Genomic DNA, 25,068 nt, shown 5'->3' with positions numbered 1-25,068 from the left:
TTTAGCTCGCTGTTGATGATTGCAGTTGAACAAAAACTTTACCTTCTTTAATTTGTACAGGATATAACTTCAGCGAAACATCAGGCATTGTTAAACATTCACCTGTTTTTAAGTTGTACTTAAAACCATGATGAGGGCAGGTAAGAATACCATTGTCAATTTCACCTCGATCCAAAGTATATCCTAAGTGAGCGCAAGCATTTTGATAACAAATAATATCAATACCGTGACGATATAAAATTAAGGAATTACCAGCAAAAGAGACTTCGAGAATACCTGATTCTGGCACTTGTTCCACAGTTGTCACTCTCACCCAGGTAGCGCCTTTTAGCTGAGATAGATGATTAATTAAATTTTGCTTGGAATTATCAACTTTTAAGTTAGAACTCACAGCAATAACTTTAGTAATCTCTGGGCAATGAGATTTAATAGCCTGTTCGATTCCTTGCGTGAGAGTTAAAGTAGAAGCTGGACAATTACTGCAAGTTCCAACCAATCTGACTTCTACTGTATCTGGAAGTTTAATTGCTACTAGTTCTACATCTCCATTATGACTCTGTAAGCCTGGGCGTACTTCTGCAAGAGCTGTTTGAATACGTTTTTCTAAAGGCGGTTGTGGAGGTCTGACTAATTCGTGATATAGCAATACTGCATAAATGAATTCATCATCGACAGCATGACGCAAAGCAGATAAAGATTCTTTTTTGAGATTTTTGATTAACCGTTCTAAAGCAGTTTTATGTAATTCTTCAATAGCTCTCTTTAAACCTAAAGCCACATACTTTTCACTTTCATTCCACTCAGATATAATTGCTTCAAAACGGCTGATTTCTTGCACTAATTCTTCTAACTTATTCATTTATCAAAATTCAATCATTAATGGGAAAATTTCAAGGCCGAAAGGTCAAAAGTCAAGTTTTTTAGATAAATGACTAATGACCAATTGCTAGAGATAAACAACTAATAATCTATTTAGTTTTGAAATCTTTCAAGAGAAATGGCATGGTTGCACCTGTGGCTAGACTAGATATGACGATTGGTAACCAGAAAGGCATTGAAGTCTGTTCCAGTGGTAATAAAATTAAGGAATTGATACCAGTTGCGATCGCAATTTGTCGCACAAAATATATGGGGTCGCGGAGTAGCCTGCCTTTAAAAAATAATTTAGCAGAAAACCACCCAAGTTCAAACATGATACCTCCTAGTTATTGGCATGAATTTATAGCATTTATCAACCCAGAATAATCCTAGCTTTTTCTGATTTTTCTAACGGACAATTGGTGCAAGTATGTACTATAAATTTGTGAACAAATTCAGTACAGCTAGTCCTAATAGAATCGCAGGAATTACACCTGCAGGGCCAAACAATCCGCCCAACATAGCAGAAAACTTATAACCTATATCTTTGCCAGCTAGTAGTATGCCCCCAATAGCACCGCCAAGCATAGATAAGACGGTTGCTATTAAGACCCACACAATTACTGTGGCAATATTTAGGTTACCAGATGCTAAATTGGTGAAGAAATTGCTCATGATTTCTCTCCTTGTTAGTCTTTTTTTGAATAACGAATAAATTTTTAATTGCTAGTGAATACACAGTACACAAACTGATAAATAGTAACTGTTAATGCCAAACTTATCGCTGATGGCTATTTGTAGCCTCTGTAACAGTTTTTTGGAGTAATTGGGCTATTAATTGTGCTTGTTTTAAATGTTGGTACTGACTGAAAATTTCCCAAGCTTCTTGATAGTAAGTGCGAGACTGTGAGAGATTGTGTGAATTATGAGCTTCTGGCTGTTGAAAATTATCTGGTAAGTGACGCAGAGCGTAGGCTTTATTAGAAATTGTATGAGCGTATTCGATAGGTGTATCTTGCCGATTACGCACCTTTAAGGCTTCATCATAAGCTGCGATCGCGCGTAAGTTATTCTCTAAAGGATGGGCAGTTACTAAATATTGCCAAGCGTTACCCAGGTTGTTCTGCAACATGGCATATTCTCTAGGATGTTCGCTCAACTTGATATGCTTCAGCGCTACTAGCAATGATTGCACCGCTAATCCCTGGTGTAAGTATTCTCGTTCTGAGGCGAGGGGCATAGAAAGGTAAGCGATCGCAAGATTGTTGTATAAGATGGCGTATTCTTGGGGATAGTCTTGCCAAGTAAATACCTGCAAAGCCTGATGATAAGCGCTGATGCTGTCTACTATCCTGGCTAAATTGAAGGGTACTAGTGATTGCAACACCAACCCCAAGTTCATCTGCACTTCTGCCACTTCTGCTTTGACAGTGAACTGCTGTAATATGGGCAATGCTTCTTCATAAGCAGCTTTCGCTTGCAGCAGCAGTTGCGGACTTACATTTGGAATTCTCTGCAGTGCCTTAGCCATCCCTACTTTAGCCTGAGCTTTGAGTAGCGGATAGTCTTCACCGCACATTTCATAAATCCGATAATAGAGAGAAATTACATTCCGCAAGTCTTTGACAGTTGGATGCTTTTTTTGCCAGCCTAATGCTATCTCAATCAGCATCTGAATTTGCTCTTCTGTAGTTGCTGACTCAGATGCAATGGCTGCTATTGTCGCCTTCACTACTGAATCTGTAATGTTAGGAGTCATAACTACCGTAATCTGGCTGTTGGGGAATTAAATGTTTAAAGCCTAAAAAAGATGAAGAGATATAAGCATCTATCATCTAGGGCTATATATAGTCAGCTGATTTACGCAGATAGTGATTCTGTGAAGCAGAATTCCCTTGGTTTCCCCTTTTGCCTTCCCCCTTGAACCCTTAACTAAACTAACTCTTCCTGTTTTCAGATACGATATCTAGGATTTGTTGAAGTTAAATCTAAGGGTAGGGTGAAAAAATAAGACGCTTTCTATCTACCCGAAAATAAGAATTATCATCCCGGGAAAATTTTGTAAGTTGGGCAATTTCCTACAACATACAAATATCTTTACCCGAAACAATTATGCTTGCAAAGTGAATGATTGAGGATTGCTATAGGTGTTTTTACCAGGAATCTGCTCAACACTCCTTAGATTTAAGGTATCAAGATTTTCAACTATAAAACAAGATATTGGCAAATTTCTAGGGGATATTTGCCAATATTCAGACAAGTTTCAATACATTCAATATTTAGCCAGGAATTTTGTATCGCCTGCCAACAAAAAATAAAAGTTTATCATGAAATATTCCCATATACTATATGCAATCAATGCATATATGTCAGAAAAAATCAACCATTATTTATAGGCTTAATTAACATGATATTGCAATCATACCTGAAACTATGAAGCTTAATTTATTTGTATATTCTGGTTTTAGTAAAAAGTTCAATTATAAATGTGAAATATCAAAATTATTTTGGTCTAAATATTATCCACATTTTTGAAAAAAAAGCTGTTATGCATAGAACCTTTTGATGAAAATTATAGTTACGGATATTTTGTGATAATTACATTAAGAATCATGATTTTGTGCTTTAGCGTATATAATTAAAAAACCATCTCTTGATAATGAGAGATAAATATTGAGAAACAGGTGATACGCTACAATACTTATCACCTGAATCATGCATAGTAACCAATAGAAAAACACATAGTCTATGACTAACGTACTATGGCTACAGGGTGGTGCTTGTTCGGGCAACACCATGTCCTTTCTGTAAATGCTATAGAATAAATCATATAACTATTGGTGGCGAGCATCTTGCCCGCTACAGAGTTAAAATACTCTGTGGTTTTGGTTGCGATCGCATCTAGCAATTTCATGAATTCTCAAAGGTTTATTGTTGAAAATTATACCTAATATTTTAAAATTGTCAGAGACAAACTGTAAGATAATGTTTGTTTGTTCTGAAAACCCCATCTAGCAAATCCAGGCTCGTACTCATAACGGAATGCATTCTCTATTTGCTTGATTAACTGCATTTCTGAACTTTGGGGATGATCATATATTCTATTATTTTCATCAATGGCACGTAAAACTTTGATACTGCCGTCATACTTAATTTCTACTTCTAACTTTAATTTTTTTTGCTGCTGATCATTTAAAAGTGATGATACCAGAGTGTTTGGTACTGAAATTATTTGACTATTTTCAACTAATCGAGGGATAAAAACAGGAATTTTACTATCTTCAGTATTTAACAATTGTGTTGAATTAGGTGTGATGCTAAATCTTAAATCTGTCTTCAAATCACTACTATTAAAACTTGTATTTTCAGGTAATTGATTAATTATCCGTAAAATATTTTCGTTATTGCCAGAATTAAACCAGTTATTACCAATATTTTTTTGTAAAAACAAAATTTGAGAAATTAGAATTACAAAAGGAATACCCAAAATCAGCATTAATAACTTAATATAATTATTTTTGTAATATTCATGGATAGCTTGGGCTTTTGATTGGGAAAGTTTAGATGATGTAACTCTGGCATCTTCTTGGTTGTTTGATGCTATCTTGTTTGTCTTTTCTTGTGTTTCTCTAACTTTTAAACCAGTAAAAATTTGATTATCAAAATTAATACTATTTTTGCTAATATTATTCGCCAATAAACTAGCACAAAGGAATTCATAATCTACAAAACTTAATGACTTCCCATCAGCCCATTGCCATGCTTTATACAGGGCTGCTTCTGGTAATAATAATTGTGAATTATTAATCCGACCAGATTGTATCCATTCTTGTAACTGTTCTGCATAAGGACAGCCAAGTTTTTCTAATGTTTTAGTAATCCATTTTTGATTAAAAACAGATGCATAAATATAATTATAGATTTTCAATCTACCTTGGTTTTTGACTAAGCCAGATAGTAATAAATCTGTCGCTTCTTCGCTATTATCATATTTAACTATCTTACCCTCTAAAATAGTTCTATATAAATGCAAAACCCCAATTGCATTCTGACTCCTCAAAATGCGTTCACTAATTGTTCTTAAATGTTCTGGCTCATCTTGATATTCCCAATTCTCAATTATTTTTTCACCTACAATATTTTTGACCCATTGTTGTTCTTCGCCCAGACGCGGACGTTCGGAAAGGTTAACAACTAAATCACAGATTTTTTGTGTTAAGAATGGTTGCCCACCAGTTAAACTTAAAATATCTTTGAGAACTTTTTTAGCTATTTCCAAGCTAGAGAACTTTTTAGCCAAACCTTTTGCTAAATGTTCGGCTTCTGAAAAATGGAAACCTGATAATTCAATTGGTCTACCAAGATTAAAGGGTGTATGATTTTTATCTTGAATTAAATTTGAGGGAGTAGTCACGCCCACTAAAGCAAAACTTAAGCGTTTATATTCTGGTGTGTAAGAACGCTTGCTATGACAAGTTTTGATGATGCCAAAAAATTCATCTGTAGGAAAATCTAGGCATTTAACAAAATCTATTTCATCTATAAAGATGACAATTTTTTGATAAGTAGATTTTAGCAATTCATCGAGAAATAAACTTAATTGATAAGCAGATGATAAATCTTTGTGTTTCTCCCACCATTCTTTGTGAATGATAGGATTATTAATTTGTAAATTCATCATTAAAGAGTAGGCAATGCCTTTATACCATTGCTGATAATTCAATTGAGAGCCAATTTCTGTGAGGTCAATTACAGAGCATATTATTCCTTCTTTTTGTAAGCGGTGTATAGTATGTACTCTCAAGCTAGATTTACCCATCTGCCGAGAAGAAAATACATAGCAAAATTCACCTGCTTTTAGTGCATTAAACAGATTATCATCTGCTTTGCGTTTAACATAAGTGGGAGCATCATGAGGTAAACTACCTCCTACTTGATATCTATAAGGTAAAGTCTTTTCTGCTGACATAAGCTATCTCTTAATTTAACCAAACACGAAAATAAAGACGATATAATTGGCATCGAGGTTCTACATTATTACCTGATAAACGAACTAATCCCATTCTATTTAATTGACGTACTTGCTCTGGGTTTAACAATATTGGTTGATTCGCTTGTACAAGACTTTTCATGGCTGTAATTAGATGCGGTTCTTGTTTTAACTTCACCCAAATTTCCCAGAGATGATCGGCATATAATCCTGATGGGGTTGCAGCAGTATTTAAAACCTCTTCTAGTTTGATATGTGGCTGATTTTTGATATGCAGTAATGCTTTCTGAACTAAGTAAGGATGTCCCCCTACTAGTGCCATTAATTTTTCTACTTGCTTGTCATGCCAATTTAATCCGTATCTAATGGCTAACTCTTGTACTTGTGCTTTAGTAAACTCTGGTAACTCAATTATTTGTCCAACATTAAATGGCGATTGGTTAATATTCAAAGGAATATACACATCTGTGCTATAGGCAAGTATGATTCTTAAATTTTGCCATTGATTGCCATTTCTTCCTTTTTCATGCCAAGCTCTTAACAGCCCAAAAAAATCAGATGCTAGACTAGCATAAGGAAAGATGTGATCGACGTTATCTAAGCCAAGAACTAAAGGATTCTCTAGATTAGCTAAGATATAATCTTGGAAATAAACGCTACATCTCATATTAGAAGATAGAGTTTTATCCCAATAAATATCCATTTTAGTGGCACCGAATAAGGCATAACCTACAGTATTACAAAACCAATAGTTTAAAGCTTCGATGTTGCTCAAAACTTCTTGATCAGCTTCGAGAAAATTTATATTAATCGCGGAATATCCTTGTGATTGAGCGTATTGCAAAATATTTTTTAATAAATGAGTTTTACCTGTTAAACCAGGACTTTTAATTCTGATTAAAGCAGAAGGTTGTAGTATTTCTCGGTGACATATCGATTCAACTTGTGGTAAATCAATATATTGTTCAGAATTAAAAGGTGCTTGTGGAGTAAAATTTGTAGAGATTTTATTTCTCACTAGTTCTGGTTTATATTTGGCGAATAAGCTAATTAATTCACTGCGTCTGGAACGGCGTTCATACGATTCTTCTTCTTTTAAGCCAAATAATTGACAAATTAAAGAAATTTGCCTTCTCACTGTTCCTGTTTCAATTTTTAGTGCTAAAGCAATTGCTTCATCTGTTTCCCCAGAGAGCAATTTAAGTAAAATTTCTTTGCGTTTAGGCGAACGATTGAGTTGTTTAAATTTTTCATCTAAATCTTTATTATCCATAATTGTAGGCATAGAATATTTCTAATTAATAATGTAAGTAAATACTGATGTTGGGAAAGTTAGACTAGCAAATTGCAATTATTTCACAGAAATGTCATTCATCCTTTGTATACCTTTGGGGATGAAAGGTAGAAGCACCAATTATTATGAGATGTTTCCTTTTTGGGGTGCTTAAATTGATGAGATAGATCTAGTTATTTTCGGAAGTAATTAATTAACCGAATTACTATATCCACAGATATCCGCAAAGTATCTACACAATTGCGAAGAAATGTGGACAAAGCCGCACAAATCACAAATGTAAAAAAGGCACAAGCTATAATCAGTCCCGCCACTTCATTAGTTTTGGCTAACTCAATGGCTTTATCCAGCAGTAGAGGTAGATTTGGGGTTTCCGCTTGGGCTGTATAACTTTGTATTGTAATATCTGAATTTTTTCCGGATTTACCTTCGCTGCTTGTGAAGACTACATTTAACAGGTTTTGATTGTTGTTAGTCCATTGGTTCATAGTTGGTAACTGACTCCAGAACATTTTTGCTGTCGGATACTGAGTATTTGAATCAGAGCTAAATATGTTACTCATCCGAGTTACTCCTTTCAAAACTTGATTAACGAAATGTTTGTTTGTTCTAATGCCAGCACGGCCATGCTGGCATTTTTGCATGGAATTCATAAGGTACTATGAGAGTAAAACAGTATTCAAATGAATACTGTTTTACTCTTATTTTTGTACTTATTTCACATCTACTGAGCAAAATAGTCTGTTCCGGAAAGAAAACTACAGTTTTTTATTCATTTGTATAAAGAAAATAAGCAATTTAGAGGTGAAGTATTTATATATTCACTTGCATATATCTGCGCTACTATCATCCAGATGACTACTGAATTATTCTTGATGGCAGGAGGCGATCGCACAGCTTGCTCCACAAAATAATACACTAGTTATCCGTAATTTACCTTAGTTACTGAATTACTTAATATGAGCCTTTTTTGTCTTGTTCACGGTGCCTTCCAAGGGATTTGGTGTTGGGATTTACTAATTCCCTACTTAGAAGCACAGGGTCATCAAACTGTAACAATGGATTTACCAATTGAAGATCCTTCCGCGACTTTATCCCAATTTGCGGATGTGGTAATTCAAGCGCTACCGAAAACTGACGATGATATCGTACTAGTTGGGCATTCAATGGCTGGTACGATCATTCCTCTGGTTGCAGAAGCAGTAAAAGTACGTAAATTAGTTTTTCTAGGGGCACTGCTTCCATCTCCCGGAGTCAGTACCATCGACCAATTTGCTCATTATATTGATGCTGATACGCTGAAATCATTTAATTATCAGCCAAAAGACCCAAGTCTACTAGAGCAGTTCCATTCGGAACCTAATATGTATGAACCAGCTTCTTTAGGGAAGGATTATTCAGATCCAGCAGTATTAATGGAATTTTTCTATCATGACTGTCCGCCAAACATAGCACAGTGGGCACTCTCTAACAGCCTTCCACAACAATCTCTGGCATATATTTTTGAGACGAATCCTCTAAAAGCTTTGCCAGAAGTAGAGCGCCAATATATTGTATGTACAAATGACCGAATCATCTCTTCTACTTGGTCGCACTACGCTGCACGCCACCGCTTAGGAGTCGATGCGATTGAACTACCTTCTGGACATTGCCCTCATTTATCTTGTCCTGAAGAACTAGCATCAATATTAATTAAGTAGAGCGATGCAATTAAAGATGGTTGGTAAGGGCTGTCATTACTCATTGGTAAAGTTTTCAAGCCTATTTAGGTTTCTTAACATGGTTTGCTGGAATGACCGACTTACTTAAATACAAATTCGTAATAGCCTGGAGAGGTTGTTACATATCTACGTAATTCTCGTTAATTCAATCCTTTTCCCTTTTCTCCTTACTCTTTCCCCGTATTTATTCCGAGTACGCCTTGATATCTTGTATTGCCAAATAATTTTGCCAATTGTAAAACTATGTTGTGCCGTTTTATCTAGAAGGCATGACAATACCAACGTTTATTAGGAGATAGCTATCATGGGCGAATCAAAGCGTAGAAAACAGCAAGAGGCGAACTACGGAAAGGTTAAAAATCCTGTCAAAAATCTGATGAAAATAGTTTGCCCGTTTTTTGAAGATTACGAGCAATTTAAAAATCTCGATGCGGATAAGATATCGTTGATGATAGCGAAGGAAGGTTACAAAGAAACGGGCTTAAAAGGAATAATCTTAAAAGGATTTCTAGCAGAGCATTTAGTTAAAGATTATCCTCCTGAAGCCGAAATTATAGAAGGATTTAAACAACATGGAAATATTTATGTGACTTCTACATTAGCATTAACTTATTTGGAGAATTCTCATAATAAAGCGGAAAATCTCCAAAATTTTGAGAATTATAACCCATTAAATGAATTTATACGTATTGAAAGCGATGCTAAAAAGTACGATATCAATTTAGTGACAGTATAGCAATTTGGCTAGATTTCTCTAAAAGGCTGGCGTAGACTTTTGCAATCATTAATCAATCTCTGTCACTAACCATTGCCACTCAGTTACTATGGTGTTGGGTATGTTCAGAACTAGTGGCTTTTTAGCAGAGATGGGCACATAAAGTTTGAGGGCATCTGTTGTTGGTAATTTAGGTAAAACATTTGTTAATTCATATTCGCCTACATTGGGTGCAGGTGTATTGAAAGCATAAGCATCTGATGCTAAAAGCAATTTTCCATTTGCTGTCTCAATTTCTAATGGTTGAGGGTGAGCTATTTCCACAACACCAGGAAACCCCACCAAGCGCAACCTTAAATCTGGAACTATACTATTGTAATTTTGTTTAAATAACAGCACTTGCCAAGCATATCCAAATTCATCTTTGATAGATACTTGAGAATGGTAACGTAAAATACCAGGTGAATCGTGATGTTGACGAAGTAGCGCCTGTGCTGATTTCACCCCTAATCCACCAAAAGTCAACGCTAGAACGATTAACATAGTACAACACCAAAAATATTGCCAATATTTTTGTTTCATGAGACACATACACTTAATTTATTTAAGTGGGCGATTGAGAGTATCTTGTTGAGGAAATTCCCATTAAATACTCATGGGCTTAAATGATTTGGCAGTTTTTTTGATAGCAATAAACTGATGATAAATTAAAAGCGATCAACACTGGAAGAAGTCACTAACCAAGTGTGTAGACGCTCTGCGTCTTGTCGATAGACATCGCTTTTCATTCTACAAATGACTTATGAATGCACCAAAGACAAGATGCAGCCAACGAGCGCACCTAAAAGTAGCACTACACTACTGAAATTACTGATGACAAAGCCAATCATACGTTTTTCAGCAGCTTGATAGTATCCCCAAGCATAAATCACTCTACCTACAAGCCAGATAGAACCAATTGCAGCACCCCACAACGAGTTGACGTAGAAGGAGAATATCCATAAAGCTGGGAGAAACAAAACCATTTGTTCTATGGTATTTTGCTGGACGCGCAGTACTCGTTCAAAGTTAGCATCTCCTGTCATTTGGGGAGGTAAGACTTTATACTTAGCTCTTGCTCGACCTACATTAATTGTGATTACCAAGTACAGCAGCAATGACAAAGTAGTTATCAGACTCGTCCAGGGCGACATATCAATAAATATCCTTGGGTACCAAAAAAGTATAGTTCCTTGCTTTCATAATTGAGCAGGCCTCACAAGCAGATGGCACGAAGATAAGGCTTTTGGGTGCGAGGTGTCAGGTATTGGGTGTAACGCTTGAATTTGTCGGGGAGGTACTAATACTTTTCGGTTAAGGGCAAAATGGGGAAGGGGAAAAGGGGCAAGAAAAAACCTTTAACCCTTACCCCTTACCCTTTCACCTTTTCCCCAAACTAAATTCCGAGTTGAAAATCCTTAACCGAATCGCTCAAATATCAATACTATAGTAAATCAACATATAGATTTAATATGACGCAGAATAATTCAGACAAAGATATAGAGTTATTAATCATTGGTAAATGGCAATATGAATATCAAGGTTTTGCATATCATACAGAATTTAAAAGGAATCTTACTTATGAATTAAATGTCAAAGGAGACAACTTAATTACACAGTTAGCGATGGGTTTCTTAAGTCAACAATTTTATGGAGGCTGGTATGTTAAAGATAGTACAGTGTATCTCATGGATAAACAAATACCGAATTCATCATTAAATTTAGATTCTGGAGATAAAATATCAATTGGTGGAATTTTCTCTAATTTTCTAGCTATTCAAAAGCCTGATAAATTTGAGATATTTTCAATTGATAAAAAACATATGTCCATTAAAATGAAAACAAATTCCTACTTAATTATTTTTCGTGAAAAGTGAATGCGGCTTTTGTCAGTATTGTCATAGTTGCTTGGGAAGATAAACCAACACAAGCTGCTAGTTCTTCTAATGCTAGGCGTTCGCGTGCGTTTGTATTTAACATTTCCGTTGCGGCTGCAACATAGTCAGGATTCGCCAAGCTAATCTGATGGGGAACAGTAACTTGGGGATTCACACTAGCAATCCGCTCAGTTTTTGCTTCAGCAACGGCAAGCTGTTGCATTTTATAGGCGGCAATTTTCTTAGCTTGTTGGGCTTGTAAGTAAGCTAGATAGGATTGTAAAACTGCTAAACGTTTTTGCTGTTTGGCTTCTTGCCAACGAGCTTCTCTTAGTGGTAATTCTTGAATAATGTTCAACAATTTAATGGGATCAAATGTCAATGCGATCCCAAAACTACGTTCGCTTTCAGATAATATCTCAGGCAAGTTGTAATTGGTTGTGCTTTGAGATGGTGAAAATTCCACACTCAAAATATCAGTGAAAGCACCCCATCCCATTGCCGCTTTTGCCTCCCCTACTTGCGAAGACTGACGCTGGGCGATCGCTACTAGCTGCTCAATAATTTTTAAATCGCGATCGCTAATTTCAGTCTGCAGCGTTTGGGGTTCATTATTTAGCTGTTTATTTTCTGATAACGCTGGTAAAGGCAAACTCATCAGCGTTATCAAAAGCAGAATCTTCCCAATATGCTGGCAGATTTTCGATGCATAACTCATAGTCTATAACCAGGCGAAGCTCTTAAAAAGTTTTGCGTTCCTCCAGGTTTGCTAATATCTCTGGGCGAGTTCGCCAAATAGGACGCAGTTGCTTGCGAGCAAATAGCGGTAGCTGATCGGTAATGTGGGGTGAACCTGGTTGAGTAGCGTTACCATAACTGAGCAAGGCCATTGCTTTAATTGGTTGCGAGAATTCAATAGCTGCAACATAACTATCTCCAGCCACGGCTTGAAAGCGTTCATCTTTAGCTGGAGCAAAATAGAGGGTGCGGAATATACCTTGATCCCCATCACCACCATTGGCGGGTAAATCTAAGTTACCGCTATGCAAACGGAAAACTTCACCCCAAGCTACATTTAGCTTGCCATAAGCTTTTTCGACTTTTGTTGCTGCTATTTGTAAGGCTTTTGCTGCGCTGTCTGGATCTTTTAAACCATCGGGTGTGGTGCGGGGAGATTTCTCGCTCCAAGGAATACTAAAGATTTCCCCCTTAGACATTTCTTGCCACCAAAAGGAAAACAATACTGCACCACGACTATCAGCATCAGCATTGCGATCCCAAGCAGCCAAAATATTAGCAGCACGACGAGTTAATTCATTGCCAGATTTTTGCGCGGCGGGAATTAAATCATCAAGGATACGTTCTGCAAGTTCCATGTTTGTAGAATGCTTATACTTAATCATTTCCGCAAAGGAAATTTGGTTATCTTCAGCTAGCATCTTTGCAGAACTCTGGGCGCGGAAATCCATTTCTCCTCGTGGAGCCATGTAAGCAGGGTAATCATCAGCTTTGATCGCAACTGGAAAAGTAGTTGTCCAAGGTGGATCGTTGGCATTTTGCAACCAACCGCTAGGCGGATCAATTACACGTGGTAAATCCTGGTACGGGTGCATTTTTGTCCATAAAGTTTTGGAGGTATCACCAGGAATTAAGCCTTGCCAATATTGAAAGTCTCCCTGTTGCCGAATCGGTACCAAACCGTTGAATAGGTGCATGATATGCCCTTCTCGGTCTGCATACATGACGGTAAACATTGGCAGTTGTAAGCGTTGTAATATTCTTTGAAATTGGTCAAGGTTCTGGGAAGCCGCCATATCCCACCACTGTTCCAACACCCCAGGACGGTCTAAGCCTACAACCCGCAGTGCTAAAGCTTTACCCTCTTTTTCTTGTACTACTGCACCTTGAACGGAACTTTTGACCAACAAAGGTTGTTCAACGAGGGAGCCGTTTTTTTGTTTAACCTTTAACAAAAAGTTTTCTGTGGTGAAGGGACGGACTTTGTCATCTAAAAGATAACCGCCATCAGCCAACTTCAATTCATACAGATCCCAACCATCATGGGTATTGACGGTGTGAGTCCAACCTAAATTATCGTTAAAGGCGATCGCTAATACTGGAATTCCTACCAAGGTTGCGCCATAAGCATTCATCCCTGGGGCCGTTAGTTGTGCTTCATACCAAAGAAACAAATCTGACCATAACAAGTGGGGGTTTGCCAGTAACATTGCTTTACCACTTGCAGAATGTTTCGGTGCGATCGCCCATCCATTAGAACCAGCTTTCGGTTGAGTTTGAGTATTATCTGCTACTTGGTCTTGGTTAACAATAAAAGTAAAGTACAGCACTCTTTGCAAGTGTGCCAATACATCTTCTGGCTTTACAGGTAATACAATTTCGACATCATCATCAATTAAATCAGGATGTGCTTTTGCATAAGTATTTATCCCATTAGCAAAGGCATTTATATAACCTTTAAAAGCTGGACTTTGTGCCTGATACCAAGAATTAGCACGATTAGGTACTCCCATCGTTACTACCCATTTATCAGACTCTAAATAATCTTCTCCCCAGTACTCGGCTGCTTTTCCCCTAGCTTGACCATAAAGGCGCAACAGCAAGTTAGCGTGACTTTGCATCTGCGCCCAACCAAACGCCCGAAAAGCACTTTGAACATCTTTACCATATATATGCGGTATACCGTAGGTATCCCACAATATTTCTGTAGTTCTCGGCGCAGTTGCAAAACTGTTATTGCCCAAAACTACAACTAAAATTGCACAGAGGATAAAGGCTAAAAATCTCGACAATTTTCTGTTCATGGAAGTTGGGGATTGGGGACTAGGGACTGGGGACTAGGGAGATGTAGGTAGAAACAAAGCGCCTGCTCTGCGAGTTCTTCGTAGGAGTACCCGTAGGATATGAGATGAGGAAGCAGAGGATAAATTCTCGATCCCCATTAGCAATTACCAATTACCAATTACCAATTACCAACTACCAATTACCAATTACCAAACCCCTAACTAAGGCTTTTGAGTTGCAATAGCTAACCTTGCACCTTTAACTTGACGCACTTGATCCATAATCGTCACAATCTCCCCATGTTCAACTTTGCGATCGGCGTTAATCACAACAATTGTGTCTGGAGTAGAACCAACCAAAGCACGTATCTGTTCTGTGAGTGCATCAACTGTTGTTGGCTGTTTATTTAAGCTAATTTTGCCGTCTGATTCGACTGTCACAGTTACTTTGGTGGGAACTTGTGACTGTTGGGAAGTTGCAGCTTGAGGTAAGTTGACGGGTAATCCCTCTTGGCGTGTAAGAAAAAGGGTAGACATGATGAAAAACGTCAGAATAGCAAAGATGACATCAATCATCGGCACAATATTAATCTGTGCGGGTAGATCCGGTTCATCTTGTAGACGCATAGACTTTGTCTCCTCGTTCATAACGACGGCGGTACAACAGTTCTAATTGCCCACCATATTCTTGAATCAAGCCAGTTTGACGTTGAGCCAATCCTCGGAAAGAATTAGCAAAGAACAGGGTAAAAATTGCCACAATTAAACCGGAAGCTGTGGAAACAAGCGCTTCACTAATCCCTGATGTCACACCTGCAGTTTTTGTCCCACCAACATCACCAAGGTTGAGGGAAGCGAATGAAACAATCAAACCCAATACCGTACCCAACAAGCCAAATAGTGGCGAAAGTCCGATGATTGTGTCAAAAATTGTGTTGAAACGTTTGATAATTGGTAGTTCCGCTTGTGCTTCACTTTCTAACGCCAAGCGAAACTCTTCTGGAGTCGGTTCTTCTAATTCCAACGCTGCAAGGAAAATCCGGGGAATCGGTAAATTTGCATTCTGACGGGACTTTTCAATAGCTCCCACCACATTATCCATCCGATAGAGATTGAGAATCTCTCGTACTACCTTGGCTTGGCGAGTATTGACTCGATACCAAAACCGCACACGCTCAACAATCAAAGCTAACGCCACAACAGAGAAAGCCAGCAGGGGCCACATAACCACGCCACCCGCAGCAAATAAATTTTTTATCCCCATAAATCCTTTAGTTCAATTTCAATGGATATGCTGATGCCGTCAGTTTCCAGTGGAGTTGAGATATACTCTCAACTGAGAATTATATAGTACTGCGAATACTTCTCAACATGATGTGAAAATATAATGACAGCGAATTAGTAAATTATTCAAGTGTTAGTGATGCAATTGCTCTTATTTAACAGTTTTTCGTCGCCAATATTTGAAAAACTTACGCAAAAGCAATGTCAGAATATTTATAGATATTGATTGACTTTTGCACCCTGACACTTTAACCTTTTTAGTGAGAATAGATGGCAATATACTTATGAGCTTCTCCGGCACTACTTTCGAGCAGCGTGAGAAAGAGACAAAGGCGCTTAAAGGTTTTCTGGTTTTGAGCCTAATAGGTTCCCTCGGCTTTCATGTAGCGGTACTCGCTTCTGGGATTGGTAATTACTTTTCCAGAGTGTCTCCAGTTGAAGAGGAACCAATCGAGGTCACAGTTATCGACACCCCAGAAGATAAAAAGCCGGAGCAGTCTCCCCAAAAGCTTGAAGTTAACGAAAAAGCAGAGGTTCTGACAAGTTCAACGAATAATTCTAAAACTGAAACTATTGTCAAACCTGAGAACCCAGTAAAACCAGTTCCGCTTCCTGCCAAAGTGGAATTACCACCTCCACAGCCTAAGCAACCTGTTGTCGCAGAGCCACCCATTCAAAAGTTGGTAGAGAATTTGCGGAAACCTATCGAGCCAATAAAACCTCAAGTTCAGCCAGTAAAACCAGAAACCAATGTCGCCCAGAAGCCTGTTGACCCAGTTCCAGCAAAATCTGTTGCTGTAAATAACGCAAATCCTACTAATTCCAGTAATTCCGGCAGTAATTTACGCGATACTCTGCGAGGTATTAGAGACTCTAGTAGGAGTCAGTCGGTTGCTACTAATAACGTCAGCACTTCCACAACACCAGGAAATGGTGCGCCTGGTGGTGGTGGTGGCGGGGGTGGCGGCGGTACATCAGTTTTAACTGGTAACGGAATTGGCAGTATTGGCGGTTCTGGTACGGGTAACGGTTCTGGTATTGGTAGCGGTACAGGTTCTGGCATTGGCAGTGGCAGTGGTTCCGGTATCGGTAGTGGTTCCGGCTCAGGTATTGGCAGAGGTAGCGGTTCTGGTGTCGGTAGTGGTTCCGGTTCTGGTACAGGTAGCGGTAATGGTTCTGGTGTCGGCAGTGGCAATAATGGAGGAGAACGAGTAGCTACCACATCCACAACGCCAAAATTACCCAGTAGTGGTGATGGTCGAGCAGCTTGTGAAGAATGTAATGTTAGATACTCCGAAAGAGCTAGACGGCGTAAAGCAGAAGGAAGAGTTGCCGTAGCTGTTGATACAGACTCTAATGGGAAAGTTACTAATGTCAGACTGATTGGTTCCAGTGGTGATAGAGACTTAGATGAAGAACATCTCCGCCAAGCTAGGAACTGGAAACTCAAGCCCTCTGAAAGTGGTAGACAAGGAGTCCAAATAGCTACAGAGTATGCAATACAAGGTTCACGTCGCCACAGCCAAGTTAGGAAGCAGCAGCAGGAACGAGAAGAACGCCAAAGAAAACAACAAACAGCAGCTTCTTCAAATAACAACTCTGGTGAAGAAACACCACGGCGCAGGCGGCGTATAGAAGCTGCGGTGGCTGGGGGTAACGATGTTCCTGTAACATCAACCAGACAGCAAAGCACTGCTAGTAGTAGAGAATCAAGACTCAACCGGAGATTGCAGCGCGCTAATACCGCAGAAGCAACACCAACAAGGGTAAGAAGTTCTGAAGGAGAAAATTCTATTGGAAATCGTCTGCGACGCAGACAACGGGAAGTTACGGCTGATGTGAGAACATCAGGAGAAACACCACAACGTCTGAGAAGACGGCGACGCACTGTGCAACCATCTTCGCAACCATCAGATAGTGCTAGTCGTTTACGAAATGCTCTGCGTCGGAGCAGTCAGCCTGCTCCTGTGGCTGCACCTAGCCCAGATGCATCACAGTAGGGTGATTTGCAATACTTGTTGGTTAAGGGTAAAAGGGGAAGGGGAAAAGGGGTAAGCAAAAACCCTTTCACCTTTTCCCCAAACCAAATTAAGAGTTGAAAATCCTTAACCGAGCAGTATTGAGGTGATTTGGAATTAGGCGAACTTGACACTTATGGGCACTGCCGTGCCCCTACAATCTGTCGCATTCTTTATACAAATTTGTATAAATTTTGGACTGATAAAATTGGGCTATAAGTAAATAATTATGAATTCGTAGTAGAGCTTCTACTAATTCGGTTATACCAAATCAAATAATGTTGGCGGCAGATAAATCCTTTGTAAGGGCACGGCATCCTCAATCTTTTGGCATATCAAATATCTTACTGGTGCCGTGCCCCTACTCATCTATCGCGTTCTTTTTTCAAAATGGTATTAGTCATTGATATTTTTTAATTAATACCTTTTAAATTAAAAATCAAGTTGGTAATTTATTAGATAAGTATTTAGTTAATGTTTCTAATAAAGGAAGTTGGGCAGAATTTATAAAAAAGTGATCTCCGGGGAACATATGTAACGAAAAATCAGCTTTGGTATGCTCTTGCCATGCTTGTAGTTCATCAAAACTAACTCTTGCATCTTCTAATCCACCAAAAGCGATAATGGGACATTCTAAAGGTGATTCAGGAGTATAAATGTAAGTTTCGAGAACTGCAAAATCAGCCCTTAAAATTGGCAGAAATAGCTCCATAAGTTCTGCATTTTCTAACACTTCTGATGGTGTACCATTGAGGTGGCGCAATTCTTCTATAAAATCTGCTTCTGGAAGGTTATGGATTACTGCTTCTGAGCTAGGTAAGTGTGGGGCGCGACGAGCAGATATAAATAAATTTACTGGGATAATCCCATACTTTCTGCGGAGTAAACGTGTTAATTCAAAGCTGATCCAAGCACCCATACTATGACCAAGAAAGGCAAAGGGTTTATCTAAGTATGGGTAGATATGGGATGCGATCGCATCTACAAGCGGTTCTATTTTACTGAATGGTGGAAACTGAATTTGTCTGCCTCTACCAGGAATTTCAACTGCACAAACTTCTATATTTGATGATAGAGAATTTGACCAAGTACGAAAAATTAAAGAGCTTCCACCCGCATAGGGAAAGCAAAATAAACGTAAATTGGCTTGTGGCTTAGGCTGAGGGCAAATTATCCAAGAGTTAAAATTTGAGTTATTTGTATTCATGAAAATTGCACGATATTATGTAATTAAATTTTTCTGAGTTTGATGTAAAAAAACAAATAATGGTGAGAATTATCTACAAATTGTAATCTTAAAATTATACCAGTTTCGTACTGTTAGTTTTTGGTTAAATTTATTCTTGATGTGTCTCCATAAACCTTGTTCGTAGAGAACAGAAATTTTGTGGCTCAAAGCTAATCTAAATTTATAGATAGATAACGCTACAAATGAGAATAGAATCGGATAAGGAATTTTGGTTGCGTCAATTAGAAGAATACCGAGCACTTGTTCGTCAAAGAAAACTAAAGAAACTCAATACTCAAAACAACTCTCCCATCAATCACAATACGACGGACAAGTTTGTTTAGGATGCGTTTTTTATCCTCTGATGTGCGGCTTTCCCAGTATTCGCGATCGCGGAACATTTGCACTAACTCTTCTCGCACTATCAGGCTACGTTTTGTAATGTTTTCGTGGAGACTTAAGATACTAGCAATTTGGTCGCGGATACCATCTTTGGCTTGCTCTACAAAAGGATTACTAGGTATCTTCTCTAAGGCTGCTAAACTTTCGCGCAGTTCTTGCACTTCTGTTGGTTCAGGATTTTTATCTTCTTCAAAATCTACCATTCCCGCTAGCCTAGTAGCTTCATTTACTAGCAAATCAGCTACCTGAGAATCTAAACTCCGACTATTTAGCATCTCTTTGGCATCGCAACGTCTCAAGGCATAGTAAGTACATTGATAGTAGGCTGTATATTCTCCATTGCGATCGCGTCGGGATGACATCCGAGTTAATGCACCGCCACATCGACCACACTTCAATAAATTAGCAAATGGGTTGATATCTTCTTGACGTGCAGCCCATTTATTATGGCGATTTTGACGAATTTGGCGTTTGATTTGTTCGTGTTGTTCGCGGCTAATTATCCCCTCATGGGTATCCCAATTACAATCCCATTGATCAAAATGGTTGATTTGTTTACCTGAGGGACTGGATGTGGTGACATTAAAGGGTGTCCCACCTGCGTGTACAGGATTAACTAAGAAGTTTTTTAACCCGGCTGGCGACCATTGTAAGCCAGTCCAAGGGTATCTTTGATAAGTTTTTCTCTGATTTTGTAATAAATCAAATTGCTCGATATCATCAGGCATAATCCGATGATTATCTTTTAATTTTTTACTCTTTGCGTCTACTTTCCCGCTTACCCCAAATAACTCATTTAAGAGATTGCAGGTTTTTCTCACACTACCGCAACTATCAAATATTTCAAATATAAATAAAGCTAATTCCCAAACTCTAAAACTTCTTTTCCCTTCTATCAGGGAAACGCACCAGCTTTCATCTTTAACATAACAATCATTCATTACCTTCCAACCAAAAGGCGCAAACCGATGGCTTTTCCTCTGCACCATACGATGCTTGCGTTCAGCAGATACACGGCTGGATAACATTTTAATTTCAAATTTACTCGCCGCTAACAAAATATCTATTGTCAACTCCCCACCCAGACTTTCTGTATCTATGGTTTGGTCGAGTGCTACTAGCTTGATACTTTTACTGCGTAATACTTCCAACAACGAGTAGAACAGTTTTGATGATGAACCAATGCGGTCAATTCTGGTAACGACTAAATCGCTGACAGTACCCTTGGGCGATGTTTTTAAATCATCAATTAATTGCTGTAACCCAGTCCGTACTTCAGTGGTGCGACTTTGAATATCCCAATAAAAGCGATCGCATCCGACATTTTTACCTCTTTCTAGCTGTTTTTTGAGTGCGTTGCGATCCTCTTGTTGTTCAATCGTCGAAACCCTACCATAAAACCATTTCTCGCCCATAAGGAAAAATTTATTCTATAGTGACTATAATATGTCCTTTCTCAACGCTGAAGAACCGACAGTATGCGATTTAATAGCGGACTTTGGCATTAAACTACTTTGGCATCCCTCCTTGGGTGTGGAACTAGGCGATAATTTACAACAACTACTCCAAGATTGCATTTCCGGGAAAATTCCCCTAGATATCTTGGTATTTGAGGGTAGTGTTGTGAATGCCCCCAATGGTACAGGTGAATGGAACCGCTTTGCCGATCGCCCCATGAAAGATTGGTTAAGTGACCTCGCCCAAACTGCTAGTTTTATTGTGGCTGTAGGAGACTGTGCTACCTGGGGAGGTATACCAGCTATGTCACCCAATCCTAGCGAATCCCAAGGTTTGCAATTCCTCAAGCGTGAACCCGGTGGTTTTTTCGGCACAGACTTCCGCACCAAATCCGGCTTACCCGTGATTAACATTCCCGGATGTCCCGCCCATCCTGATTGGATTAGTCAAATTTTAGTGGCGATCGCCACCGGACGTTTAGGCGATATTACCTTAGACGAACTCAATCGTCCGCAAACCTTCTTTAAAAGCTACACCCAAATCGGATGTACGCGTAACGTCCACTTTGCCTATAAAGCATCCACTGTGGAATTTGGTCAACGCAAAGGATGCCTATTCTACGATTTAGGTTGTCGTGGACCCATGACCCATTCTTCCTGCAACCGTATTTTGTGGAATCGGGTCTCTTCCAAAACCCGTGCTGGTATGCCTTGTTTAGGATGTACCGAACCAGAATTCCCCTTCTACGACCTTAAACCAGGAACCGTATTTAAAACCCAAACTGTCATGGGAGTTCCCAAAGAACTACCACCAGGAGTCAAAGCAAAAGACTACGCCTTACTGACAATGGTAGCCAAAGACATCGCACCACCTTGGGCAGAAGAAGATATTTTCACAATTTAGGGAATGGGGCATAGGGCATTGGGCACAGGGCATTGGGCATTGGGTGAATAACCAATATCGTTGACCCTGGACTCTTGACTAATGACAAAGGACAAAGGACAAATAACAAATGACAATTCAAACATTAGACATCTCGCCAGTCGGTAGAGTCGAAGGTGATTTAGATGTCCGGGTGGAAATTGAAGACGGATATGTAGTCAACGCCTGGACTCATGCAGAACTCTTCCGGGGATTTGAAATTATCCTCCGTGGTAAAGACCCCCAAGCTGGATTAATCGTTACACCTCGCATTTGTGGTATTTGCGGTGGTTCTCACCTGACTTCTGCATCTTGGGCACTGGATACACTCTGGGGTACAGAAGTTCCACGCAATGCGATTTTAGCAAGAAATTTAGGTCAAATTGTCGAAACTATCCAAAGTATACCCCGCTATTTTTATGGTCTATTTGCAATTGACCTGACTAATAAAAAATACCGCAATAGTCGGTTTTATGAAGAAGCTACCAGACGCTTTGCAGCTTTCACAGGCACTTCCTACGAACTAGGTGTGACTATTTCTGCAAAACCTGTAGAAATTTACGCTTTATTAGGTGGTCAATGGCCCCATTCTAGTTACATGGTTCCTGGCGGTGTGATGTGCGCCCCCACTTTAACAGACATTACCCGCGCTTGGTCACTATTAGAATATTTCCGTACCAACTGGTTAGAACCGGTGTGGTTGGGTTGTTCTCTGGAACGCTACGAAGAAATTCAAACTTATGATGACTTCATGGATTGGCTAGATGAAGACCGCAAGCATCGGGAATCCGACTTGGGTTTATATTGGCGCATGGGTTTAGATATTGGTCTAGATAGATACGGCGCTGGTGTTGGTAAATATGTGACTTGGGGATATTTACCCCATGAGGACAAATATCAACAGCCCACAATTGATGGACGAAATGCGGCGATGATCATGAAGAGTGGAGTGTATGACAGCTTCAGCGACACTCACAGCTTGATGCACCCATCTTTTGCCCGTGAGAATACTACTCACTCTTGGTACGATGAGGGTACAGCCGATGTTTACCCAGGCGATCGCACAACTAATCCCATTCAAAAGAATACAAAAGACTTCGATAATGCCTATTCTTGGGCCAGTGCAGTCCTCCACAAAGATTTCGGACGCTTAGAAGCAGGCCCCTTAGCGCGTCAGTTAGTTGCAGGTGGTAAGCATGGCGAATCTTGGCAACACCAAGACGGGTTTATTTTAGACGTTTTCAAGCAAATGGGTGGCCCTAGCATTCATGTGCGTCAGTTAGCACGAGTTCACGAAATTGTCAAGCTTTACCGCCAAGCCGAACACTGCTTGCGCGAATTTAAGTTAAACGACCCCTGGTATATCAAACCCCAAGAAAAAGATGGTAAGGGATGGGGTGGAACCGAAGCTGCACGGGGTTCTTTGTGTCACTGGGTAGAAGTAGAGGGCGGTAAAATTAAGAACTACCAAGTTATTGCCCCTGGTACTTGGAATATTGGCCCTCGCGATGGTAATGGCGCACGTGGCCCGATTGAGGAAGCTTTAATCGGCACACCTATCTACGATTCTAAAGATCCAGTAGAAGTAGGTCACGTTGCGCGATCGTTTGACTCTTGTTTAGTATGTACAGTTCACGCCCACGATGCCAAGACTGGTGAAGAATTGGCGCGGTTTAGAACTGCTTAAGTTTAAAAGCAAAGTGGTGCGAAGGTAAGCGAGGAGGTACGCGGAGAATTTTCCATCGTACCTCTATCTTACTTTTGGATAGTAGTATTTATATTTATTCAATAGTTGTTAAATCTTCTTCAAAATCATCAACTAAATTCGATTGTCCTTTTTTGTCTATTTCCTGCTTAATAATTCTTTTAGAAATTTCTCGACTAACAACTTTTGCTCTTTCAGATAAAAACTGGTCATAATCATCATTCCAAATCCCAAAATTATCTAAATTCTCTATTAAATGAGTTTTCATAGTAGTCGCCAAGTCATGATTTATTGCTTGAAATTTAGCCATGTACTTTGAAGGTGGATTTGCTTTAATTTCCCTTTTGTTCAAAAAGTCGTCTACTATGGTGATGTTTAGAATATGGTTAATGTACCAATCTAAATAATTCTTTCCTCTTAAATGTGCTTTTGGAAAAAAGTGATGATAATTTTTACTATTTGCTTGTTTGAGCCAATAGTTACTGACATTGACGATAGAGTTATCATTAAATGACTTTGGTTGATGATACACATATATACATAAGATTGCTTTGATATAACTTCTAGAAGTACTAAACCAACCATTATCCTTAATAAATTCTGCTGAAGTATCAACTGACCAATCATAGCTAGGTAAATTTCCAGCAAGAATTTCATCTATTCTTTTTATATCTTGTGCTAATTTACTTTCTACAGAAGAAGAATAGCGTCCAGATAAAGAACATCTCCAGAAAAAATCCTCTAGATATTTTTGTTTATCATCAGTTGGTTTATCTTTGTGGTGAAAGAAGAAATATGAAAAGGGAATGATTAAGGCATTATATGGAAGTAACTGAGAAACCGGGATACGATAAAAATTTCTGAAATACTCTACACTGCGTTCAATAGCATCTATTGCTTGGCCCCAAACATTAATAAAACTATTCTTGTCAAGTTTTAATATGACTTGTCTTTTACACTCTTTGGAGAGAATGATTGAGACAAATTGCAGTACAGTAGCATCAGAAATAGTCTCATAATTGAAAGGTCTAAGATTTTCTATGAACTCTTGAAATTTTTCTGTTAAATCGAATTTCTTTTCGTAATCAAACGTTTTAGCAGCCATAATCTCAAATAAAGACAAAGCTTGACCACTAACGTTTATCCTTGTAAAAATCTCTGTGGCTATTTCTATCGGTGCATCTTTGACCTGAATTATTGAATACTGATAGCTTTCAATCCTATTTTTATAAGTTTGAAGTTTATCATGATATTTCTGAGGATATGCTGCTAAAAGCAAAAAACTACCTTTGAGTAAATTGAGAATGCTAATTAAACTTTTTTCATCTTTACCCACAATATCAGTAATGACGATTTGCTCAGAGTCTTGAGCTTCTAAATCGATGAATATTTGTGAAAAATTATCTTCTCTTCCGTCTTCTCTTTTTAAAATAACGCCTTGCAGACTAGCAAACAAGCTAGTTAATCGCTGCTGTCCATCTAAAACGTAATCAACAAACTCACCTGGCTTTGGTTCTGGTAAATCTAGCTTACCAATATTTTTTACTGAGCGAAGACGTTCATTAGTGCGCCAAAAAATGAATGTGCCAATGGGATAACCTTTGATAATGCTGTCAATAAGGGCAGCAGATTTCTGCATTGTCCAAACGAATTCTCTTTGAAATTGGGGAATTTTAATTTGACCATTTTCAATTTCCCCTACCAAAGTTGAAAATGTTTTGGTTTGAGGTTCTGGTAGTTTCATATCGCACACCTAG

At 38.8% G+C, this 25,068-nt stretch carries 22 protein-coding genes; 6 read left to right on the top strand and 16 right to left on the bottom strand.

Annotated features, from left to right (window positions below; genetic code table 11):
• Nucleotide 1: 1 nt before the first annotated feature.
• The 7 genes from HGR01_RS10775 to HGR01_RS10745 all read right to left on the bottom strand — a co-directional run bounded on the left by HGR01_RS10775 (nt 2) and on the right by HGR01_RS10745 (nt 7,705).
• Nucleotides 2-859, bottom strand: coding sequence for a Fe-S cluster biogenesis protein NfuA (locus tag HGR01_RS10775; protein WP_045872856.1), 858 nt, complete (start codon nt 857-859; stop codon nt 2-4).
• A gap of 109 nt (nt 860-968) precedes the next feature.
• A complete protein-coding gene (locus HGR01_RS10770; protein WP_045872857.1) occupies nt 969-1,193 on the bottom strand; it encodes a hypothetical protein in 225 nt (74 codons plus the stop codon).
• Between the two features lie 100 nt (nt 1,194-1,293).
• Nucleotides 1,294-1,533, bottom strand: a complete 240-nt coding sequence (locus HGR01_RS10765; protein ID WP_045872858.1) for a hypothetical protein — start codon at nt 1,531-1,533, stop codon at nt 1,294-1,296.
• A gap of 103 nt (nt 1,534-1,636) precedes the next feature.
• A complete protein-coding gene (locus HGR01_RS10760; protein ID WP_045872859.1) occupies nt 1,637-2,617 on the bottom strand; it encodes a hypothetical protein in 981 nt (326 codons plus the stop codon).
• Nucleotides 2,618-3,805: 1,188 nt separating this feature from the next.
• A complete protein-coding gene (locus tag HGR01_RS10755) occupies nt 3,806-5,827 on the bottom strand; it encodes an AAA-like domain-containing protein (protein ID WP_052335329.1) in 2,022 nt (673 codons plus the stop codon).
• Nucleotides 5,828-5,837: 10 nt separating this feature from the next.
• Nucleotides 5,838-7,133 carry an AAA-like domain-containing protein gene (locus tag HGR01_RS10750; protein ID WP_052335330.1) on the bottom strand — a complete coding sequence of 432 codons (1,296 nt, stop codon included), beginning with the start codon at nt 7,131-7,133 and terminating at the stop codon, nt 5,838-5,840.
• Between the two features lie 182 nt (nt 7,134-7,315).
• Nucleotides 7,316-7,705 (bottom strand): hypothetical protein, encoded by a 390-nt coding sequence (locus HGR01_RS10745; protein WP_155539497.1) that lies wholly within the window; start codon nt 7,703-7,705, stop codon nt 7,316-7,318.
• 396 nt (nt 7,706-8,101) lie between these two features.
• Here HGR01_RS10745 and HGR01_RS10740 point away from each other — a divergent pair, with 396 nt between their 5' ends.
• On the top strand, nt 8,102-8,842 hold the full coding sequence (locus HGR01_RS10740; RefSeq protein WP_045872861.1) for an alpha/beta fold hydrolase: 741 nt from the start codon (nt 8,102-8,104) through the stop codon (nt 8,840-8,842).
• A gap of 325 nt (nt 8,843-9,167) precedes the next feature.
• Entirely contained in the window at nt 9,168-9,599 is a 432-nt protein-coding gene (locus tag HGR01_RS10735; protein ID WP_045872862.1) for a hypothetical protein, read from the top strand.
• A 48-nt stretch (nt 9,600-9,647) separates the two neighbouring features.
• Here the strand turns inward: HGR01_RS10735 and HGR01_RS10730 are convergent, their stop codons facing one another.
• Entirely contained in the window at nt 9,648-10,121 is a 474-nt protein-coding gene (locus HGR01_RS10730; RefSeq protein ID WP_228045223.1) for a DUF3122 domain-containing protein, read from the bottom strand.
• Between the two features lie 257 nt (nt 10,122-10,378).
• Complete coding sequence (locus HGR01_RS10725) at nt 10,379-10,771, bottom strand: MAPEG family protein (protein WP_045872864.1); 393 nt, start codon at nt 10,769-10,771, stop codon at nt 10,379-10,381.
• Nucleotides 10,772-11,089: 318 nt separating this feature from the next.
• On the opposite strand from HGR01_RS10725, the gene HGR01_RS10720 reads away from it, so the two are divergent.
• On the top strand, nt 11,090-11,494 hold the full coding sequence (locus tag HGR01_RS10720) for a hypothetical protein (RefSeq protein ID WP_045872865.1): 405 nt from the start codon (nt 11,090-11,092) through the stop codon (nt 11,492-11,494).
• Here the strand turns inward: HGR01_RS10720 and HGR01_RS10715 are convergent.
• From HGR01_RS10715 to HGR01_RS10700, 4 genes are all read right to left on the bottom strand, one after another.
• Nucleotides 11,475-12,212 (bottom strand): hypothetical protein, encoded by a 738-nt coding sequence (locus HGR01_RS10715; RefSeq protein ID WP_045872866.1) that lies wholly within the window; start codon nt 12,210-12,212, stop codon nt 11,475-11,477. The two genes, HGR01_RS10720 and HGR01_RS10715, sit on opposite strands and share 20 nt — an antisense overlap.
• 22 nt (nt 12,213-12,234) lie before the next feature.
• On the bottom strand, nt 12,235-14,316 hold the full coding sequence (locus HGR01_RS10710) for an acylase (RefSeq protein ID WP_045872867.1): 2,082 nt from the start codon (nt 14,314-14,316) through the stop codon (nt 12,235-12,237).
• 201 nt (nt 14,317-14,517) lie between these two features.
• A complete protein-coding gene (locus tag HGR01_RS10705; RefSeq protein ID WP_045872868.1) occupies nt 14,518-14,922 on the bottom strand; it encodes an ExbD/TolR family protein in 405 nt (134 codons plus the stop codon).
• Nucleotides 14,906-15,559, bottom strand: a complete 654-nt coding sequence (locus HGR01_RS10700; protein WP_045872869.1) for a MotA/TolQ/ExbB proton channel family protein — start codon at nt 15,557-15,559, stop codon at nt 14,906-14,908. The genes HGR01_RS10705 and HGR01_RS10700 overlap by 17 nt, the downstream gene beginning before the upstream one ends.
• A 304-nt stretch (nt 15,560-15,863) precedes the next feature.
• Between HGR01_RS10700 and HGR01_RS10695 the strand changes: the two genes are divergently transcribed.
• A complete protein-coding gene (locus HGR01_RS10695; protein WP_045872870.1) occupies nt 15,864-17,579 on the top strand; it encodes an energy transducer TonB in 1,716 nt (571 codons plus the stop codon).
• A 457-nt stretch (nt 17,580-18,036) separates the two neighbouring features.
• Here HGR01_RS10695 and HGR01_RS10690 read toward each other — a convergent pair whose 3' ends face one another.
• Nucleotides 18,037-18,804 (bottom strand): thioesterase II family protein, encoded by a 768-nt coding sequence (locus HGR01_RS10690; RefSeq protein ID WP_045872871.1) that lies wholly within the window; start codon nt 18,802-18,804, stop codon nt 18,037-18,039.
• Nucleotides 18,805-19,103: 299 nt separating this feature from the next.
• On the bottom strand, nt 19,104-20,642 hold the full coding sequence (gene xisF / locus HGR01_RS10685) for a fdxN element excision recombinase XisF (protein ID WP_045872872.1): 1,539 nt from the start codon (nt 20,640-20,642) through the stop codon (nt 19,104-19,106).
• A gap of 31 nt (nt 20,643-20,673) precedes the next feature.
• On the opposite strand from xisF, the gene HGR01_RS10680 reads away from it, so the two are divergent.
• Entirely contained in the window at nt 20,674-21,588 is a 915-nt protein-coding gene (locus HGR01_RS10680) for a hydrogenase small subunit (RefSeq protein WP_045872873.1), read from the top strand.
• Between the two features lie 109 nt (nt 21,589-21,697).
• On the top strand, nt 21,698-23,293 hold the full coding sequence (locus HGR01_RS10675) for a nickel-dependent hydrogenase large subunit (RefSeq protein ID WP_045872874.1): 1,596 nt from the start codon (nt 21,698-21,700) through the stop codon (nt 23,291-23,293).
• A gap of 94 nt (nt 23,294-23,387) precedes the next feature.
• On the opposite strand, the gene HGR01_RS10670 is transcribed toward HGR01_RS10675, so the two are convergent.
• Nucleotides 23,388-25,055, bottom strand: coding sequence for a DUF262 domain-containing protein (locus tag HGR01_RS10670; protein ID WP_045872875.1), 1,668 nt, complete (start codon nt 25,053-25,055; stop codon nt 23,388-23,390).
• Nucleotides 25,056-25,068 lie beyond the last annotated feature (13 nt).

This window comes from Tolypothrix sp. PCC 7712 (assembly GCF_025860405.1).
Lineage (GTDB): Bacteria > Cyanobacteriota > Cyanobacteriia > Cyanobacteriales > Nostocaceae > Aulosira > Aulosira diplosiphon.
Note: the sequence above shows the minus strand (reverse complement) of the source record. Positions and strands in the feature narration are given on the sequence as shown.